17 protein-coding genes are annotated in these 18,483 nt (G+C 56.2%); 11 read left to right on the top strand and 6 right to left on the bottom strand.

What is annotated here, in order from left to right:
* The first annotated feature begins 3 nt into the window (after window positions 1-3).
* The 3 genes from nuoL to sfsA are packed head-to-tail and all read left to right on the top strand — an operon-like array spanning window position 4 to window position 4,140.
* On the top strand, window positions 4-1,875 hold the full coding sequence (gene nuoL, locus ACTRXA_RS10255; RefSeq protein WP_442427101.1) for an NADH-quinone oxidoreductase subunit L: 1,872 nt from the start codon (window positions 4-6) through the stop codon (window positions 1,873-1,875).
* 21 nt (window positions 1,876-1,896) lie between these two features.
* The gene (locus ACTRXA_RS10250) at window positions 1,897-3,414 is read left to right on the top strand and encodes a complex I subunit 4 family protein (RefSeq protein ID WP_442427100.1); all 1,518 of its coding nucleotides are present in this window, start codon (window positions 1,897-1,899) and stop codon (window positions 3,412-3,414) included.
* A gap of 36 nt (window positions 3,415-3,450) precedes the next feature.
* Window positions 3,451-4,140, top strand: a complete 690-nt coding sequence (sfsA, locus tag ACTRXA_RS10245; RefSeq protein ID WP_442427099.1) for a DNA/RNA nuclease SfsA — start codon at window positions 3,451-3,453, stop codon at window positions 4,138-4,140.
* A 6-nt stretch (window positions 4,141-4,146) separates the two neighbouring features.
* Here sfsA and ACTRXA_RS10240 read toward each other — a convergent pair whose 3' ends face one another.
* Window positions 4,147-4,623 carry a hypothetical protein gene (locus ACTRXA_RS10240; protein WP_442427098.1) on the bottom strand — a complete coding sequence of 159 codons (477 nt, stop codon included), beginning with the start codon at window positions 4,621-4,623 and terminating at the stop codon, window positions 4,147-4,149.
* 116 nt (window positions 4,624-4,739) lie between these two features.
* Here ACTRXA_RS10240 and ACTRXA_RS10235 point away from each other — a divergent pair, with 116 nt between their 5' ends.
* Both ACTRXA_RS10235 and ACTRXA_RS10230 read left to right on the top strand, forming a co-directional pair.
* A complete protein-coding gene (locus ACTRXA_RS10235; protein WP_442427097.1) occupies window positions 4,740-5,609 on the top strand; it encodes a class I SAM-dependent methyltransferase in 870 nt (289 codons plus the stop codon).
* A 73-nt stretch (window positions 5,610-5,682) separates the two neighbouring features.
* Window positions 5,683-6,063 (top strand): hypothetical protein, encoded by a 381-nt coding sequence (locus ACTRXA_RS10230; protein WP_442427096.1) that lies wholly within the window; start codon window positions 5,683-5,685, stop codon window positions 6,061-6,063.
* A gap of 8 nt (window positions 6,064-6,071) precedes the next feature.
* Here the strand turns inward: ACTRXA_RS10230 and tgt are convergent, their stop codons facing one another.
* From tgt to ACTRXA_RS10215, 3 genes are all read right to left on the bottom strand, one after another.
* On the bottom strand, window positions 6,072-7,181 hold the full coding sequence (gene tgt / locus ACTRXA_RS10225) for a tRNA guanosine(34) transglycosylase Tgt (RefSeq protein ID WP_442427095.1): 1,110 nt from the start codon (window positions 7,179-7,181) through the stop codon (window positions 6,072-6,074).
* Window positions 7,174-8,775, bottom strand: coding sequence for a hypothetical protein (locus tag ACTRXA_RS10220; protein WP_442427094.1), 1,602 nt, complete (start codon window positions 8,773-8,775; stop codon window positions 7,174-7,176). Before ACTRXA_RS10220 ends, tgt begins: the two co-directional genes overlap by 8 nt.
* A 203-nt stretch (window positions 8,776-8,978) precedes the next feature.
* A complete protein-coding gene (locus tag ACTRXA_RS10215) occupies window positions 8,979-10,178 on the bottom strand; it encodes an acetylornithine transaminase (protein WP_442427093.1) in 1,200 nt (399 codons plus the stop codon).
* A gap of 121 nt (window positions 10,179-10,299) precedes the next feature.
* Here ACTRXA_RS10215 and ACTRXA_RS10210 point away from each other — a divergent pair, with 121 nt between their 5' ends.
* Window positions 10,300-11,022, top strand: coding sequence for a double zinc ribbon domain-containing protein (locus tag ACTRXA_RS10210; RefSeq protein WP_442427092.1), 723 nt, complete (start codon window positions 10,300-10,302; stop codon window positions 11,020-11,022).
* Window positions 11,023-11,024: 2 nt separating this feature from the next.
* Here the strand turns inward: ACTRXA_RS10210 and nhaD are convergent, their stop codons facing one another.
* Window positions 11,025-12,359 carry a sodium:proton antiporter NhaD gene (gene nhaD / locus ACTRXA_RS10205; protein WP_442427091.1) on the bottom strand — a complete coding sequence of 445 codons (1,335 nt, stop codon included), beginning with the start codon at window positions 12,357-12,359 and terminating at the stop codon, window positions 11,025-11,027.
* 587 nt (window positions 12,360-12,946) lie between these two features.
* On the opposite strand from nhaD, the gene ACTRXA_RS10200 reads away from it, so the two are divergent.
* Genes ACTRXA_RS10200 through ACTRXA_RS10180 form a run of 5 tightly spaced genes read left to right on the top strand, consistent with a single transcriptional unit; the run spans window position 12,947 to window position 17,985 of the window.
* Window positions 12,947-13,837: a polyprenyl synthetase family protein gene (locus ACTRXA_RS10200; RefSeq protein ID WP_442427090.1), complete on the top strand. Its 891-nt coding sequence runs from the start codon at window positions 12,947-12,949 to the stop codon at window positions 13,835-13,837.
* Between the two features lie 20 nt (window positions 13,838-13,857).
* Window positions 13,858-15,846 (top strand): 1-deoxy-D-xylulose-5-phosphate synthase, encoded by a 1,989-nt coding sequence (dxs, locus tag ACTRXA_RS10195; protein ID WP_442427089.1) that lies wholly within the window; start codon window positions 13,858-13,860, stop codon window positions 15,844-15,846.
* 20 nt (window positions 15,847-15,866) lie between these two features.
* Window positions 15,867-16,454, top strand: coding sequence for an imidazoleglycerol-phosphate dehydratase HisB (gene hisB / locus ACTRXA_RS10190; RefSeq protein ID WP_005011756.1), 588 nt, complete (start codon window positions 15,867-15,869; stop codon window positions 16,452-16,454).
* Window positions 16,455-17,069, top strand: coding sequence for an imidazole glycerol phosphate synthase subunit HisH (gene hisH / locus ACTRXA_RS10185; RefSeq protein ID WP_442427088.1), 615 nt, complete (start codon window positions 16,455-16,457; stop codon window positions 17,067-17,069).
* A gap of 4 nt (window positions 17,070-17,073) precedes the next feature.
* On the top strand, window positions 17,074-17,985 hold the full coding sequence (locus ACTRXA_RS10180) for a DMT family transporter (protein WP_442427087.1): 912 nt from the start codon (window positions 17,074-17,076) through the stop codon (window positions 17,983-17,985).
* 30 nt (window positions 17,986-18,015) lie between these two features.
* Here the strand turns inward: ACTRXA_RS10180 and smpB are convergent, their stop codons facing one another.
* Entirely contained in the window at window positions 18,016-18,477 is a 462-nt protein-coding gene (gene smpB / locus ACTRXA_RS10175) for an SsrA-binding protein SmpB (RefSeq protein ID WP_442427086.1), read from the bottom strand.
* Window positions 18,478-18,483: the final 6 nt, after the last annotated feature.

The raw sequence follows: 18,483 nt of genomic DNA, 5'->3' as shown, positions 1-18,483 counted from the left end.
CTGTTGTATTCGATCGCCTGGCTCATACTGCTGTTTCCGCTTCTCGGGTTTCTGATCCTGAGCTGGTTCGGTTCGCGCCTGCCCAAAACCTGGGTGGGGTGGGGTGGAAGCGGTACCATCGGAGCGGCCTTCGGCGTGGTGCTGCTGATCTTCGCCAGCATGGCAGGAGGCGAAGGCGATCCCGGCGGTTCCGTTGAGGTTCTTTACCACTGGATCGAATCGGAAAAGTTTTCGCTCGACCTCGCCATTCTGGTTGATCGCCTTTCCATTTTCATGTTGCTTGTGGTGACGGGGGTGGGATTTGTCATCCACGTCTATTCCATCGGTTACATGCGCGAAGACCCGGAATACGCCCGGTTCTTCTCGTACATGAACCTGTTCATCTTCTCGATGTCCGTGCTGGTTCTGGCGGCGGATTTCTTTTTCCTCATCGTCGGCTGGGCGCTGGTGGGTCTCGCCTCGTACCTGCTGATCGGATTCTGGACGGAAAAGCGTTCGGCGGTTCTGGCCGCGCGCAAGGCGTTCGTCATGAACGTCATCGGCGACGTCGGCATGGTCATCGCCGCGTTCATGATTTTCGAGCGCTTCGGTTCGCTCAGTTACACGGAAGTGTTTTCGCAGACGCAGTCCGGGTTTATCCCGAACGAGGGTACGATCCTGATGATCACCCTTCTTCTGCTGGTGGGAGCCTTCGCCAAGTCGGCGCAGTTGCCGCTCCACACCTGGTTGCCGGACGCGATGGAAGGTCCGACACCGGTCAGCGCGCTCATCCATGCGGCGACGATGGTCACCGCGGGCGTGTACCTGGTGGCGCGGTGCAACTCCCTCTATACGCTGGCTCCGTGGGTGATGTACTTCGTCGCCTTTGTCGGGGCCGCAACGGCAATCTTTGCGGGCACCATCGCGCTGACACAATACGACATCAAGCGGATCATCGCCTATTCCACCATGAGTCAGATCGGCTACATGTTCCTCGCGGTGGGCGTCGGCGTGTTCAGCGCAGGAATGTTTCACCTGATGACGCACGCGTTTTTCAAGGCGCTTTTGTTTCTTGGCGCGGGCAGTGTCATCCATGCCCTCAATGACGAGCAGGACATCCGTAAAATGGGCGGGTTGGCCCGCTCCATGCCCATTACCTTCGGCACCTTCCTGGTTGCGTCACTTGCCCTCACCGGGTTTCCCCTGACCGCCGGGTTCTACAGTAAAGAAGCCATCATCATGCATTCGTGGTTCGCGGAGGAGTATGGCAACTGGTTATTCTGGCTGATGGCAGTGGTGGCTACGGGCCTGACGGGATTCTACACATTCCGCCTGTTCTTTTACACGTTTCTCGGCAACCTGCGGCATCCCACTGCACATCCGCACGAGTCGCCTCTGGTGATGACGGGACCGCTTTTGATCCTGGCGGTGTTTTCCCTGTTGGGCGGTGCCTTCGGCCATTCGGTCGATACGTTTCTCGCGCCGGTGTTTGGCGGTGCGGTCCCAGTGCACCACGAAAACATCGTTCTCGAAACAGCCCCGTTGCTGGTGGCGTTGGTCGGTATCCTGGGTGCGGTGGGCCTGTTCATGACGGGAAGCGGTCAGCTGGGTTTCCTGCAACAGGTGCTGGCACCGGTGCACGACCTGCTTTACAACAAATATTATGTCGATGAAATTTACGACCTGCTGATCGTCAAACCGGTCAAGGCCACCGGCAAGTTTTTGGAAGAGCGTGCGGAGAAGTTCGGCATCGATTTCTCGGTCGATCAGGTGGGTGCGCAGATGCGCGAGGTGAGCCGCCAGATCAGCATCTGGCAGTCCGGAAACGTACGTCTCTATGCACTCAACATGGTGGCGGGGTTGATCACCGTCCTGCTGTTCGTGATATTTCTGTAACGAAAGGGTATTGGAAACGTCATGCTTACTACGGTTCTACTGCTTCCGCTGGCGGCGGCCATCCTGATCCTGTTCATGGACGGGCAACGGGTTGCAGCCATCCAGAAAACGGCGACCATCGCCGTTCTGCTGACGTTTCTCGGATCGCTGGTCCTGCTGTTTGGTTACGATGCATCCGACCCGGGCATGCAGTACGTAAATGCCTTTCACTGGGTTCCGCTCCTTCATATTCAATTCATGGTCGGGGTCGATGGCATCAGCCTGTGGATGGTGGTGCTGACGGCGTTCCTTTCCATCATGGCGGTGCGCTTCTCTGCAGGTGAGACCAAAAATCCGAAGTACTACCTCGCGCTCATCCTGATTCTGGAAACCGGCATGCTGGGCGTGTTTGTTGCACTCGACCTCATCCTGTTCTATGTGTTCTGGGAAGTGATGCTGATTCCGACGTACTTCCTGATCGGTCTGTGGGGTGAGGGACGCCGGGTGTACGCCACCACCAAGTTCGTCATATTCACGCTGGTGGGCAGCCTGCTCATGCTGGTCGGCATGATCTGGATCACCGTTCTCCATTACACGGCAACGCACGAGTTGACCTTCAATATCCAGGAACTGGTGCATACGGCCGTTCCCCACGATCTGGAATGGATCCTGTTTTTGTTCTTCTTTCTGGCGTTCGCCATCAAGGTGCCGATCTTTCCGTTCCACAGCTGGCTTCCCCATGCATATGTGTCCTGCCCGATTCCGGTCCTCATTCTGGTTACCGGGGCGATGTCGAAGACCGGGGCCTATGGGCTCATCCGGTTTTGCCTGCCACTGTTCCCGGATTTCATCCAGGAGTGGGGCACGTGGATCGGCGCGGCGGCGGTGGGCGGCATCATTTACGGTGCTTGGATCGCCATCGCGCAAAAAGACCTCAAATCGCTGGTCGCGTATTCCAGTATCAGTCATCTCGGATTCGTCGTGCTCGGAATTTTTGCGGTCAACGGCAACGGAATCGAAGGCAGTGTCCTGCAGATGGTCAACCACGGCATCATCGCCTCCGCCCTGTTCATCATTGTCGGGATCATCGAGCGGCGACTGGGAACCCGCAACCTGGACGAATTTTCCGGCCTCAAAAAATCCATGCCAATTCTGTACGGCATGTTCATGCTGGTCACCCTGGCGGCTCTGGGTATGCCCGGCCTGAACGGCTTCGTCGGCGAGTTCCTCATCCTTGTTGGTGTGTGGACCTCCGCCGTGCAGAAAGACATGGCCGTATTGTTTGTGCTGGGCGCGGGACTGACCATTGTGTACGCGTCCATCTACATGCTTTTCATGTTTCAGGGATCGATGCAGGATAAAGGAAAAAATCTTCCACAGGGGTTGAAGGATGTCAACGAAACCGAAGCGGGCCTGCTCGTTCCGGCATGCATCCTGATCCTGTTCATCGGTCTCTACCCCAAACCCTTCATCGACACCATGTCCGCTTCGGTGGACAAACTGCTCCAGATCGAAAAAACAGTGCATGTGCCCTCGCAGGGTGGGGGCGGCGGTCATTGATCCCCGTCCTCTGCTACTGACGGATTTACCCTCGCCATGAAACTGGGACAACGCATCGTGGACGGCGTGTTTCAGGAGCGGCCGAACCGGTACCTGGCGCAGGTGGTGGTCGATGGAGTCACCGTTCCCGCCCACGTGCCCGATCCGGGGCGTCTGCCGGGCATCATGATCCCCGGCCGCCGCGTGCGGCTTCTACACAATCCCGGACCGAAACGCAAAACCGATTACAGCCTGGTGCTGGTGCGTCACGGCCGCATCTGGGTCTCCGTCTATCCCGTGTTCGCCAATGCACTGGTGCGTGACGCGTTGGAGTCGAGAACCCTCCCGCTGCTCACGGGATACGACCGCTTCGATGCCGAAGTGAAGCATGGCAAGAGCCGGTTTGATTTTTGTCTTCGGTTTGGCGGGCAGGACTGTTACGTCGAGGTGAAGTCGGTCAGTTGCGTGGAGAAGACGGTGGGCAAGTTTCCGGATGCGCCGACGGAGCGCGGGCGCAGGCATATCGAGGAGTTGATCGCACTGAAGAAAAAAGGAAACCGCGCGGCGGTGCTGTTTGTGTCGCAACGTTCGGACACGCGGACCATCACCAGCTTCGATGACATCGATCCCGCTTTTGGAGAAATCCTGAGGCAGGCGCGGGATGCGGGGGTCGAGTTGTATGGCTACAACTGCCACGTCACCGCGTCGTCGGTGTCCCTGAACCGTCCGCTGGATGTGGTTTTGTAAACCGGATTATTTGATGAAGGGATCGAGGTTGGGCACCAGCACCCAGCGTCCGTTCTGCAACAACCATTCCTGATCGTACACCACCGTACGTACGCGGTTGCTGGGCTTGGTCGCCACTTCATACCGCATGGTGATGACGGCCTTGTTGAACGGAGGGTGTTCCGCTTCCAACACCTGCTCGGTCAAAGGCACCAGTTCGTCATCCTTGTACAAGGCCTGGTTGATGCGCTGGCTCTGGCCGAAGATCACGCGATCCTTGACCTGCGCGTATTGCATCAGGTAAGCAGATTTCAAATCGTCGCGCACATAAGTCACACCCCCATCGGGATGGCGGCTTTCGAAGAAATTGTTGTACGCACGGGTGATGGTCTCGAGATCTTCCAAGCGTTCCTGTGGCACCGTGGCGCAGGCCTGCAGGGCGGACAGGGCAAGGAACAGACAGAGACCGGAAACGAGTTGAAAGGCGGGGTTGCGGCGTATCATGTTGAAACCTCGTATGGTAAGATTGATGAACCCGGATTGTGGTTCCCGAATAACCTTTTGAATTATATAGGGTTATTTGGCGCCGCGCAAGTCCCTCTTTGGGAAAGGCAACCTGATTGGCAAAATCCCCGAAATCATTCAAATCACCACGCCCCCGTCGTGAAACGGAGAGGGGTGGCTCCCAGCGCCGCAGTGCCGGGCGCTCTCCGGGACGAGTTGGCAGCAAACCCGGCACGGCGTTGTGGGACCAGGCGGCGCGGTGGTACGATTCCTTGGTTGGCTTTAAAGGGAGTGAGTACCAGAAGAACATCATCCTGCCCGGCACCGAGCGCATGCTGGGTCTCAAAAAGGGACGGGAGGTGCTGGACCTTGCCTGCGGGCAGGGGGTTCTTTCGCGCCATCTTGCGCAAAAGGGATTGCAGGTGACGGGACTCGACGTGTCGGAGGAGTTGATCCGCTTTGCCGGCAAGCGGACTGGCAAGGGGGTGCGGTTTGTCTGCGCGGACGCGGCCGATCCCAAAGCGCTCACTGACAGGACGTTCGATGCGGTCGCCTGCCTTTTGGCCATACAAAACATCGAACACCTGCAACCGGTGTTCGAAAACGTGCGGCGCTGGTTGAAACCGCAGGGACGGTTTGTGATGGTGACGACGCACCCGTGCTTCCGTATTCCGCGGCAAACGCACTGGGGGTGGGACGAAGAGAAAAAAATCCAGTACCGCCGGGTTGATCTGTACCTGTCGCCCAACACAATCCCGATCCTCACACCGCCGATGGCGCGGTCGCAAGTGTACACGATGACGTACCATCGGTCGTTGCAGGATTATTTCACAGCGCTCAACGCGGCGGGGTTGCAGGTGGATCTGCTGGAGGAATGGACGTCGCACAAGACCAGCGAGCCGGGCAAGCGCGCCAAGGCGGAAAACCGGGCTCGTCAGGAAATCCCACTCTTTCTGGCATTGCGCGCGGTGTCGGCAAAGGAATAAGGAATGATGAGGCGACGGGCATGAGTCCCCGCCGCCGGCAATGAATCAAAATCAAAACCCGGACCATTTTGTTATGCGGCGTAACCGAAGCTACACTTACGAATTGATGGACGGTGGTGAACTGCTTTCGCGGGTGAGGCAGGAATTAAAAGAGGAACCCGGTTACTGGCAGGCCGTCATCGAGTGCCTGCCTTCCGGTGTGGTCGAATACAAACCGATCCGCAATAATCCCATGCGCGCGGGATACACCTACCAGTACAAGCAGGCCGGGCTCAACCTCACCCTGTACTTTCCTGAAAAGCAGTTCGAGCGTCTGCTCGACGACCTGGTCGAGGAAAAAGTGATGGAGTTGAAGCAGGTGATCCAGAACGTGATTCCCGACCGCTCCGGCTATATCATCAACGAGTTCAAGATCAAGGGCATTCTCGACGACCCCAAGCACGGGGCATCCTGACCTTTCGCTCAGCCGCCATTGGTCTCGCCTGATTCCGGCAGACGCCAGTCCAGCGGGCGGTCCTCTGCGATGGCCTGCCGCATGTCCGCCATCCATTTCTGAAAGAACGCGGTGTTGTGCAGTGAGTTGAGCCGCATGGCGAAGATTTCGTCGGCCATGTAGAGATGTCGCAGGTAGGCACGCGAGTAATGCCTGCATGTATAGCAGGCGCATTCCGGGTCGAGGGGCCGGTCGCTGTCCCGGTGACGCGCATTGCGGATGTTGAGCTTGCCCTCACTGGTATACAGCGTACCGTTGCGCGCGTTTCTTGTCGGCAGGACGCAGTCGAACATGTCGATGCCCATTTTCACGCAATCGATCAGATCGTCCGGCGTGCCGACGCCCATCAGGTAACGCGGCGCATTCTCCGGCAATAGTGGCGCGGTGTGATCGGCCAGTTCCAGCATCAGGTTTTTTTCCTCGCCCACACTGAGCCCCCCGATGGCGTATCCCTTGAAGCCGAGGTCGATGATCTGCCGCGCGCTTTCGTTTCTCAGGTTCTTGAACATGCCCCCCTGCACGATGCCGAACAGCGTCTGTCCTTTTCGCGTGTGCGCTTCCTGGCAACGTCCGGCCCAGCGGGTGGACAGCTCCAGCGATTTCAGCGTTTGCGCCTCGTCCGCGTCCGGGGGCGTCGGCTCGTCGAAGGTCATGATGATGTCCGCGCCCAGTGACTGCTGGATTTCAATAGCCAGTTCCGGCGACAACAGGTGCCGGGATCCGTCGAGATGTGAGCGGAAGGTGACGCCATCCTCGGTGACCCTGGCGAGGTCGTTCAGGCTGAACACCTGGTAGCCGCCACTGTCGGTGAGGATCGGACGGTCCCAGTTCATGAACCGGTGCAGGCCACCCAACCGTTCGATCAGTTTGTGTCCGGGTCGCAGGTACAGGTGGTACGTGTTGCCCAGGATGATTTCCGCGCCGCAGTCTTTCAGGTCTTCCGGAGACAGCGCCTTCACCGTGGCCTGGGTGCCGACGGGCATGAAGGCGGGAGTCTGGATGCGGCCATGCGATGTGGTGATGGTTCCTAGCCGTGCCCGCGAGTGGGTGTGCTTCTTCTGGAGTTCAAATTCAAACACGGGAGGGTGGATCGTCTTTCCGGTCGGAGGGGGTTTGCATGGATTGCCTGTTGTTTTCAGCTAAAGTGACGGTGAGCTGGGTGAACGGGATGCGCAGTTTGTTTTCGTTGCAGATGCGAACCAGGGCGGTCTGGATTTCCCGCTTGAGTTCATCGTACCATTCCGCGCGCCGGCCGTCCACGTGAACCACGATGCGCAGGTTGAGAGAACTGCTGCCGGCCTCGTCGAAGGTGATCTCCAGATGGGTGAAATCCGGCTCTCCCTCCTGAAAATGATTTTTCAGGATTTCACGCAGTCCTTTTTCAAACAGTTCCGGAATCTCGTCGCACACTTTCGGCTGGGTTTCGTAGTCAAGTCCGAAGACGATGTCGTAACGGAACCCTCGCGAGATATTTTTCGGCGTTTTGGCAAGAAAATCCGTTGTCGCGTAAAAATGTTCCGTGCCGCCCTTGAGTTCCAGCACCACCTGTTCCATGGTCTGGTGCTGCACCCGGCCGTAAGTCCCGTCGGCGAGGAGCACCCATTCGCCGACCTCCGTCGGAAACCACGGCTCGTCTTCGACCACGGGCCGCGAATGCTGTCCGACCAGTTCCCCAACGGGAAGCAGGACACTGCCCGCCTCCAGGCTCGGGTTCTTGAGCGCCGCCTGCAGGCCGATTCCCTCCACATACCAGGGTACGCCTTTCCAGATGAGGCGTTCGTTTTCCTTGACCGTACCGAGGTTGAGAGCGAGACGCATCTCCTGGAACAACCGCGGAATGAACTGGCGCGAGGCCCACGCCACCGCGAGCAGAAATAGAATCACCACGCTGAGCAACAGCCAGTCGTTCAAAAGATACAGCGACACCAGGCTGGATACAACACACAGCACCAGCACCAGGCCGGTGTAGGCGGTCATCAGCACCTTCTGCATCCATGGCTCGAATGAGAACAGGCTTTTGTCACCAACGATGTACAGCCGCAGTTTGATGAGGAGGTACCAGATGGCGATGAAAATGCTGACGGAGATGAGCAGGTTGAGTCCGCGGTGTTTGAAAAAGTTTTTGATGGAACGCGTGGCGGTGTCGATAAAGGGTTCGCTGTTGGCCATTTCTTTTTTCAAAGCGCGGCGGGCTTCAAGAAGTTTCAGGCGGATCAATTCCGGATTGTATTTGTCTTTCAGGTTTTCGAGGCGGGCCAGGAACTGTTCTTCCTGTTCATTGAGCGGTGGGCGGTTCTCGCGGGCGGCGGTCAACAACGCTTCAATATTTTTGCGTCCTTCTTCGTAATTGCGTAACTGAGTGCCTAAAAGGTCAATCCGCGTTTTGAGGTTCTCGATCCGGCGCGGCTTTTCCGTCAAATCGCTGGTGGCTTCGAGAAGTGGCATGATGAGCGATTCCAGCTTCTGGCTCCAGTCCGATTTTTTTGGGTCGCCTTCGAACAACTGGTCGGCACTCAGTTGCGTGGCCAACGATTCGAAGTTGCGTTGCAGCCCGTCGATCTGGAAAAGCAGGTCCTCCCGCTTTTTGTTGACTGAGGGAGTGGCGGGCATGTCGTTCAGGTCTTTGAGCCGTGCCTGAACCTGTGTGATCTGCTTGGACAGCAGAAACAGCATTTTCTGGACGTTTTCCTGAGCGGAAGGCTCGGCGGAAGGGATGTTGCTGTTTTGGGCCCAGGCAAGGGAGGGAAGGGGGAGGGCGAAAAGGGAAACAACGATAATCAAAAGAAAATGTCGCAGGAAACCAGACCGGAGAAAAGAATGCAGGCAATGAATTTGGGGCATTGTGGATCGTCCTCCACAATCGGTTTGGCGGCCGCTTAGGATTCCAGCCGCGAAAGGCTTTCCGACACAGTTTGAATGAGGGTGTCGATTTCTTTTCGTTTGATGATTAAAGGCGGCAGGAACCGGAGCGTCATGTTCTGCACACAGTTAATCAGAATTCCCTTTTCCATGCAATCGTTGAGCACGGGCATGCCCGGGACTTTCAGTTCCATAGCCAGCATCATTCCCAATCCCCGCACTTCCTTGACCACCGGGTGTTGCTTTGCGAGCGACTTCAGTTGTTTTGCGAAGTAATCCCCCGTCTCCCGTACATTTTTAAGAAAGGGTTTTTGCGCCACCACATCCAATGCCGCCTGTGCCGCGGCGCACGCCAGGGGATTGCCGCCGAAGGTCGCTGCGTGCGTTCCGGGTACGAACGATTTCATGACCTCGTCGGTGGCCATCATCGCGCCGATGGCCATGCCTCCGCCCAGGGCCTTGGCCAGGGTGATGACGTCCGGCTTCACCCCGAACCGTTCGTAAGCGAACAGGGTCCCCGTCCGCCCGAAGCCCGTCTGGACCTCGTCGAATATCAGTAACAGTCCATTGTCCCGGCAAAGTTGCCGCAGGTCCTTCAGGAACTGTTTGTCCGGAACATTGACACCGCCTTCGCCCTGCACCGGCTCGATGAGCACGGCACAGGTCTTCTGGGAGACGGCCTTGGCCACAGCGTCAATGTCATTGAACCGGACATACTTGAAGCCTGAAAGAAGGGGCTTGAATCCGGAATGAAACTTCGTCTGCGCGGTGGCGCTCAAGGACCCCAGCGTGCGTCCATGGAACGAATTCGTAAACGTGAGTATCTCGAACCGGTTGTTGTATCCCTGGTCGGTGGAGTGCTTGCGCGCGAGCTTGATGGCTGCTTCGTTGGCCTCGGTTCCACTGTTGCAGAAAAACACCTTGTCTGCAAAACTGAGGCGCGTCAGGTCCTTCGCCAGCCGGGACTGGGGTTCGATGTGGTACAGGTTGGACACATGGATCAGCGTACCCGCCTGTTTTCGGATGGCCTTGACCACTTCCGGGTGGCAGTGGCCGAGATTGTCCACCGCAAGCCCGGTGACGCAGTCGAGATACTTTTTCCCATCCGCGTCCCAAACGTAACAACCCTTTCCCCGGACCAGGGCAAGCGGGAGCCGTCCGTAGGTGCGGGCGACGTGCTTGTCGGTGAGCTTGATGATGTTTGCGGTTTTTTTCATGAGTAACGGTTCGCTGGAGGTGACGGGGTCGCCGGAAAAGGAGAATCCCTTCTTAACTATTGCTCATTTAACATATAGTATTTTAGGTGAATTTTAAAAGCATTTTTGGGGGTGGTAAAAGGTGGTCTGGATCCGAAATCTTTTCGATGTCCTGTTTCCGCGCCCGTGCATCGGTTGCGGTGGAAGGCGTCTGGACGACGGCGAATTCCTGTGTGGACTGTGCCGTGACCATGTCCCTTTCATTCTCCCTCCCTTTTGTGCCACCTGCGGTCAACCCGGAGAAATGGAGTACGAGTATCCAACCGAAGACTTCGAGTGCGGATTGTGCCGCAAGAACACCTATCGCTTCGACCGGGCACGGTCCTTGGGGGTATACGGGTCGGTGCTCAAGGAGCTGGTGCACTTTATCAAATACCAGTCTCATCCGGGCGCCATCGGCGATATCACTTCGCTGATCGAACAGAACCTGAAAGAAAATGGCGAAACCTATTCCGGCCTGGAAATTATCTGGGTGCCGTTGCATCGGCATAAATTAAAAGAACGCGGGTTCGACCAGTCTTACGTGCTTGCCGACCGGCTGGCGCGTCTGTGTAACCTGCCCCTTGTGGAAGGAAGCCTTTGCCGAGTCCGCGATACGCCGCCGCAGGCGAGAAAAACCCGTGCCGAGCGCATGGAAAACGTGAAAGGAGCGTTCGAGGTGACCTGTCCGGAACGGATTGCCGGCCGCCGCCTGCTGGTGGTGGACGATGTGTTCACCACCGGGGCGACGGTCAACGAAGTGGCCAAAGTGTTGAAACGCGCGGGAGCGGACCGGGTGGAAGTATTCACCCTGGCCCGCGCCTGACGTCAACGCAGGGGAAGGGTGACCAGATACCAGCTGAATATGCTCGCAATGTAACCGATCATGATGGTCCATGACCATTTCAGGTGGCTCATGAAGGTATAGTGCTTCCGATCCACACCCATGACGGCGACACCTGCGGCGGACCCGATGGAAAGCAGACTGCCGCCAACGCCCGTGGTGAGGGTGATCAACAGCCACTGGTCCAGCCCCATGTTCGGGTCCATCTTGAGCACAGCGAACATGACCGGGATATTATCGACGATAGCGGAAAGAACCCCGACAATGATGTTCGACCAGGTGGGGCCGATGCCTTCGTACATGTTTTGGCTGACAAGAGCCAGGTAACCTATGTACTGAAGTGCACCGACGGCTGTCAGCACCCCGAAGAAAAACAACAGGGTGTCGAACTCCACTGTGGCGATCTTGTTGAAAATGTCAAATTGCTTTGGCTCACCTTTGTGGATTTCCCCGTAGAGTCCGGTTTCGTATTCCTTCTTATCCGGCCGGATTTTCAGCCAGTAGCCGTAGATCATCAGAACCCCCAGGCCGAACATCATTCCCAAATAAGGCGGCAGGTGAAGGAAGTGATGAAAACTGACTGCGGTGGCGATGGTCAGGACGCCCAGCACCATAACCACTTTTCCGCCCTGTTTGATTGGAATGGTCTCCTTGGGGACGTCCGGAAATTTTTTGGGAAGAAAAGGGAACATGCACAAGGCCGGAATGATCCAGTTTACAAACGAGGGAACAATCAGGTAAATGAACTCGTGCGTTTCCACTTTGTGCGCCGTCCACACCATGAGGGTGGTGATATCGCCAAACGGGCTGTATGCGCCACCCGCGTTGGCCGCAACCACAATGTTGATGAAGGCCAGCGTGATGAAGCGTCCGTTGCCCTGGCTGACCGCCAGCGCGACGGTGGACATGAGCAGGGCGCTGGTCAGGTTGTCCGCCAGAGGGGAAAGGAAAAACGTGATGAGTCCCGTTGCCCAGAACAGCTTGCGAAAACCCAGGTTCTTGCTCAACAACCACGCCCGCAGGGAATTGAAAACGTTTCGCTCCGCCAGCGTGTTGATGTAGGTCATGGCAGCCAGAAGAAAGAAAAACAGTTCTCCAATTTCCGCGATGAGTTCTTTTACATAGTGGTGCGCCGCATCGCCATCCATGCCGTTGGAAGCCTGGTATAGGCCGATGATGAACCACATGAAACAGCCGGCAACGATCACCGGTTTGGATTTTCTCAAATGAAGTTTTTCTTCCAGCACCACAAGCGAGTAACCGACGACAAATGCAATGAGGCAAATGTAACCCGCCCAGGTGTTAGTCAATTGGTGCATCTGAGGCTCCTACATTTATATCCGGGGGTTTGGCGCTGAACGGAAGGGATCAGACGATTAAAGTCCGGAACACAATAATTATGGGGAAAGAACCCTGAATCAGATTCTTCTTTGAAGAAAAGATGATTCTACCAAACTGTATCAACCATACCACCCCCAATTCTATTAGGTTGAAAACGAATTTGTTGGTTTTTATTGTCCAATTTTTTCGACCTGGTATTGGGGGTTGGTGAGGGCGGATCTCAACAGTTGGGAAAACGCCTGCCGGGCTGCCTGCAAATCCAACAGGGAGCGGCTCCCAAGCTCTGCAGGTGTTGCACCGGTGAAAACGGGTCCAGCAAATAGGTCTGGTCAGGCATCGGAAAATAAGGAATCCCCGCACGGATATGGTTGCGAGGAGCGTCCCCAATTCCGACCCGGACTGGGATATCCGGCGAAAAGGGTTATTTTTCAAGCGGTTTCGTGTTAGGGATGAGTTGGATTAAAGGTTGACTGTGATTGAAAGTGTGTTACCATCTTATTTTGTGAAAGAAGTGAATAAGAGTTTCTCCCGTAAATTTAATAAGATATAAGGGAATAAGGAAGCGTTGCCCGCCGAGGATTATTTAGCTGAGTGTAAGGAATATATCGACGAGGCGATTCCCCTGTTCCTTCCGGAACCAGACACGCATCCGGTAAGCATCCATGAGTCGATGCACTACAGTTTGTCCGCTGGGGGGAAACGGCTGAGGCCCACCTTATTGATTGCCGCGACGGAAGCCGTGGGTGGCAACCGTAAGGACGTGCTTCCATTCGCAGTTGCCGCCGAGTTCCTCCATACTTACACCTTGATTCATGACGACCTGCCCGCGCTGGACAATGACAGCCTGCGGAGGGGTAAGCCGACAAACCACAAGGTTTTTGGTGAAGCCATTGCCATTCTCGCGGGCGATGCGCTTCTCACTCAGGCGTTCGTATTGATGACCAACGCCTTTTTGATGGAGGCCATCCCGCACGAAAACATCCTCCGCGCATCGCATGAAATGGCTCAGGCGCTCAGTTCCACCGGGGTCATCGGCGGCCAGGTGGTTGACTTGGAATCGGAAGGGAAGCCGATCGAGGCTTCTACACTGGAATACATTCATATTTACAAAACCGGTTTCTTTTTTAAATCGTGTGTCCGTGTGGGCGCCATCCTGGGTCGCGCGGATTCGCAGCAACTTGGGGCCATTTCCCGGTTCGGGGCACATATTGGTTTGGCCTTTCAAATCATAGATGATATCCTCGATATCGTTGGCGATAAGGCAAAGATCGGCAAGGATGTCGGAAGCGATGTCAGTAAAAACAAGGCGACGTATCCGGCGCTGTTTGGCTTGGAAGAATCCCGAAAGAAAGCCGATAGCCTGGTTGAGGAGGCCATCACCTGTCTTAAGGATTTTGACGAGCGCGCGAATCCTCTCCGCGACATCGCCCTCTTTTTTGTTCAACGGACTTTTTAAATAAAACAAGTGGAATCGTTATGAGCAAATTTTTGCAAAAAATCAACAGTCCCCAGGATCTGAAATCGTTGAGCCGGGAAAACCTGCCGGACCTGGCGGCGGAAATCCGCGACGCTCTCCTGAATACCATCTCCAAAACGGGAGGGCACCTGGGGTCGAACATGGGAGTGGTGGAGTTGACCATCGCCCTTCACTATGTATACGAAAGTCCGAAGGACATGTTCATCTGGGACGTGGGTCACCAGACCTACGTACACAAACTGTTGACCGGCCGACGCGATCGGTTCCACACCCTGCGCCAGTATGATGGGTTGAGCGGTTTCACCAAGCGTGAAGAGAACGAGCACGATCATTGGAACTGCGGGCATGGCGGCACGTCCATTTCGGCGGCGCTGGCCTTTGCCAAGGCGCGCGACCTGAAAAAAGAAGATCATAATGTGCTGGCGATCATCGGCGATGGCTCCATGACGGCAGGCATGGCGTTTGAGGGCCTGAACCATACGGGGCATCTGCAGACTGACATGGTGGTCGTGCTGAATGACAACGAAATGTCCATCTCCAACAACGTTGGCGGGATGTCGGCTCATCTGAGCCAGATCATGACCGGGCAGGTCATGACCAAGATCAAGCGCGAGATCGACCAGCTTCTGCTCGCCATTCCGGGTATCGGCAAGGATATTTCCCGTTATGCCCACAAGATCGACGAGGCCATCAAAGGCGTGTTCATTCCCGGACGGCTGTTTGAAGACCTGGGATTCCGTTACATCGGCCCGATCGACGGCCACAACACGGATGCGCTGATTGAGACCTTTGAGGCCATCAAGGGATTGAAAGGTCCGACTTTGGTTCATGTCATCACCCGCAAGGGCAAGGGGTACAAAGTGGCGGAGGAAAAAGCCGACGTATGGCATGGCGCTTCTCCGTTCGACATTGAAACAGGAGTTTTTCACAAAAAGGCTTCGAATCCGAATTACACCTCCGTTTTCGCGCAGGCACTGATTGACCTGGCGAAAGAGGATGAGACCATCATCGGCATCACTGCGGCCATGCCGGACGGCACGGGCATCAGCAAGTTCGGCAAGGAGTTTCCGGAGCGCACGTTTGATGTGGGCATGGCCGAACAGCATGCAGTGGATTTTGCAGGTGCGATGGCGCTCAAGGGCTTGCGGCCCGTTGCGGCCATCTACTCCACATTCCTGCAACGCGCCTACGACCAGGTGGTCCATGACGTGTGCCTGATGAACATCCCGGTCGTGTTTGCCATGGACCGCGCGGGCATCGTTGGTGAAGACGGTGCGACGCATCAGGGACTGTACGACATTGCCTACCTGCGCACTCTCCCGAACATGGTCATCATGGCGCCGAAAGATGAAAACGAAATGCGTCACATGCTCAAAACGGCCATTTACCACAATGGCCCCGCCGCACTGCGTTATCCCCGGGGTGCGGGTCTGGGTGTCGATCTTGATCCGGAAATCCAGGAGATGGAAATCGGCAAGGGCGAGGTTTTGAAAGAAGGCGCGGACATCGCGCTTGTGGCTTACGGACACATGGTTCGCCCGGCGGAAAACGTAGCCCAGAAACTTGAAGAGCAGGGCATCAGTGTGGCGGTCATCAACGCCCGCTTTGTCAAGCCGCTCGACGAGGAACTGGTTCTGCGCTACGCCCGCGGCACGCAGTGCATGGTGACTCTGGAAGAGCATTCGGAGCAGGGCGGGTTTGGTTCCGCCGTACTGGAAGCGCTCCACAAGGAACCGTCTGACCAGGCGTTCCAGGTGAAGTGCATCGGTGTCGCAGACATCGTGGTGGAGCACGGGGCGCCGGCCCTGGTTCGCCGTGACCTGAAAATCGACGAAGAGGGTCTTTTTGAAACAATTTCCCAGTTCTACAGCCAGGTCATGGAAATGTCCCTGATTTCCGGGATGAACCACCAGAACAATGGGAGCAAACACAGCCATCCGTCCAACGGAGCCAAGGAAACCGTCAAACCCACTCTCAGGACGGCCTGAGTAATCCGGCCATCGCGTCAATGGATAGATGTTCCCAGATCACACGCAAAACCAGCGAAACGGAAATTGAAGTCAGTCTGGTCATCGACGGCAGCGGGCAGAGCGAAATTCAAACCCCGATTCCGTTCCTCGACCATATGCTGGCACAATTGACCCGCCACGGTTATTTTGACCTGCAACTCAAGGCCAAAGGTGATATCGAGATCGATTTTCACCACACGGTGGAGGACGTCGGCATCACCCTCGGTCAGGCCTTCGACAAGGCGCTGGGCGACAAGAAAGGCATCCGCCGCTTTGCCAGTTCGAGTGTTCCCCTGAACGAGGCGCTGGCGGAATGTGTGGTGGATATCAGCGGCCGATCGTTTTTCGTGTTCAACATCGACCTGCCCAAAACCAAGCTGGGCCAATTCGATGTCGAACTGGTACCGGAATTCTTCCAGGCCTTCTCCGCCAACAGCGGCGTCACCCTGCACCTCAACTCGCCGTATTGGAGCAACCTGCACCACATCGTGGAAGCGTCCTTCAAGGCGTTTGCCAAGGCGCTCGACCAGGCCTGTGCGCTGGACCCGCGGTCGGATGCGATTCCCTCTACCAAAGGCAAATTGTAGATGATCGCCATCATCGACTACGGGATGGGCAACCTGCGGTCGGTGCACAAGGCCTTCGAGGCGGTGGGTGCCGATGCCCGCGTTACCCGCGATCCCAAAACCATTGCGGATGCCTCTTCCGTTGTCCTTCCCGGCGTGGGGGCGTTCAAGGATTGCATGGCCAACCTCGATGAGTACGGCCTGATCGACCCCGTCCGTAAATCCATCCAGAGCGGCAAACCGTTTCTCGGTATCTGCCTCGGCCTGCAACTGCTGTTTGAGCAGAGCGTGGAGTTCGGCACCGTGCCGGGACTGGGCGTTTTGCCGGGCAAGGTGATTCGTTTCGATTTCGAGGACGGCTCCGAGCTCAAAGTGCCGCATATGGGATGGAACACGGTAAATGTTAAAAAGGATTCGGCGCTGTTCGATGGTACCGACCCGCATCCCTATTTTTACTTCGTCCACTCGTATTTCGTTCAGCCGGACAATCCTGCCGCCGTGGTCACCACCACCGAGTACGGACGTGAGTTCGTTTCCGGTATCGAGCACGAAAACATTCACGCCTTCCAGTTCCATCCAGAAAAAAGTCAGAGGGTCGGCTTGAAACTGCTGGAGAAGTTTGCCCGGCTGAACTGACTTCATGCCACGGACCGATTACGCGCGCGGTGTGTTCTTCGCGCTGACCACCACCGTGCTGTGGGGGTTGCTGCCGGTCGCCATGCAGATCGCGCTCGCCGATCTCTCTCCCGGCTCCATCGTCTGTTTTCGATTTACGTTTGCGTTCTTCGCGCTGTGGGCATTCCTGCGCCTTCAAAAAAAACCGCCGGAAGGCATTTTTCGCAAGCCTCCCTTGTTCGCCATCCTTGCGGGTTTATGCCTTTCAGGAAATTACTATTATTTCCTGCGCGGCATCAGCGCCAGTTCTCCCTCCAATGCAGCGGTGCTGATCCAGACCGCACCGGTGCTGGTGGTATTGATCGGGGTCTTCGTTTTCCGGGAGCGTTTCTCGCGCCCCCAGGCGGGGGGACTTGCGATTGCGCTGGTTGGATTCTTCCTGTTTTTCCGTGACCAGCATGCCCACGCATTGAATGTGAAACTCTATAATACGGCAAATGGTTTTGTGCTGGTTGCCGGGGTGCTGTGGGCGGCGTACATGACGATTCAGAAGTCGCTCACATCGAGGTATGAAGCCCAGCAATTGAATCTGCTGGTTTACGGAATCGCCTCACTGGTTTTGGTGAGCACGGTAAGCTGGGATGATTACACTCATGCAGGTTGGACGGCCTGCGGCCTTCTGCTGTTTCTCGGCATGAACACCCTGCTGGCTTACGGGTTTCTGGCGGAAGCCATCAAGCACATCCCCCTGTGGCTCATCAGTGTGATTGTCACACTCAATCCCTTTATCACACTGGTGGTGATGAAGCTGTTGCCTCTGGTCTTGCCGGGTCTGGTTGAGCCGGAACGGATCGGATTGCTGGGTTACTTCGGAGCCATGACGGCCATCGGCGGGGTGATCCTTGTCATCCGGAAAAAAAGTGAAGCCGAGGAATGATTCTGGAAAGTAGACAACGATTGGCGGGATTCAACCCTTGAAGTCGCCTTTCATTGCCTTGCGGATTTCGCGATCCACTTCCCGTTTTTTGATGGACTCGCGTTTGTCGTGCTGTTTTTTGCCCTTGGCGATCGCCAGCTCCACCTTGGCAATGCCGTTTTTGAAATAAATTTTGAGTGGAATCAGGCTGTATCCTTTTTCATTGCTTGCACCGATGAGGCGGTTGATCTCCTTGCGGTGCAGGAGCAACTTCCGCTTTCGCATGGGATCATGGTTGAACTGGGTCGCCGGGGTGTACGGGCTGATGTGGCAATGATGCAGGTACACTTCGTTGCGCTCCACCCAGGCGTAACTGTCCGCAAGGTTGGCGCGCCCGTCACGCAGGGATTTCACCTCCGTCCCCATCAGGGCCATGCCCGCCTCCATCGTGTCCTCGATGAAATAATCGTGGCGGGCTTTCTTGTTCTGGCAAATGATTTTGATATCCGACATGTTTTT

Source organism: Nitrospina sp. P1_D6, assembly GCF_052156615.1.
GTDB lineage: Bacteria > Nitrospinota > Nitrospinia > Nitrospinales > Nitrospinaceae > Nitrospina.
Note: the sequence above shows the minus strand (reverse complement) of the source record. Positions and strands in the feature narration are given on the sequence as shown.

Excerpts from the sequence above, each read along its gene's own strand:
- ACTRXA_RS10215 (WP_442427093.1), bottom strand. The coding sequence starts at position 10,178 with ATGAAAAAAACCGCAAACATCATCAAGCTCACCGACAAGCACGTCGCC.
- dxs (WP_442427089.1), top strand. The coding sequence starts at position 13,858 with ATGAGCAAATTTTTGCAAAAAATCAACAGTCCCCAGGATCTGAAATCG.
- ACTRXA_RS10180 (WP_442427087.1), top strand. The coding sequence starts at position 17,074 with ATGCCACGGACCGATTACGCGCGCGGTGTGTTCTTCGCGCTGACCACC.
- nhaD (WP_442427091.1), bottom strand. The coding sequence starts at position 12,359 with ATGCACCAATTGACTAACACCTGGGCGGGTTACATTTGCCTCATTGCA.
- ACTRXA_RS10230 (WP_442427096.1), top strand. The coding sequence starts at position 5,683 with ATGCGGCGTAACCGAAGCTACACTTACGAATTGATGGACGGTGGTGAA.
- sfsA (WP_442427099.1), top strand. The coding sequence starts at position 3,451 with ATGAAACTGGGACAACGCATCGTGGACGGCGTGTTTCAGGAGCGGCCG.
- hisH (WP_442427088.1), top strand. The coding sequence starts at position 16,455 with ATGATCGCCATCATCGACTACGGGATGGGCAACCTGCGGTCGGTGCAC.
- ACTRXA_RS10250 (WP_442427100.1), top strand. The coding sequence starts at position 1,897 with ATGCTTACTACGGTTCTACTGCTTCCGCTGGCGGCGGCCATCCTGATC.
- hisB (WP_005011756.1), top strand. The coding sequence starts at position 15,867 with ATGGATAGATGTTCCCAGATCACACGCAAAACCAGCGAAACGGAAATT.
- ACTRXA_RS10220 (WP_442427094.1), bottom strand. The coding sequence starts at position 8,775 with ATGCTGTTTCTGCTGTCCAAGCAGATCACACAGGTTCAGGCACGGCTC.
- smpB (WP_442427086.1), bottom strand. The coding sequence starts at position 18,477 with ATGTCGGATATCAAAATCATTTGCCAGAACAAGAAAGCCCGCCACGAT.
- ACTRXA_RS10240 (WP_442427098.1), bottom strand. The coding sequence starts at position 4,623 with ATGATACGCCGCAACCCCGCCTTTCAACTCGTTTCCGGTCTCTGTCTG.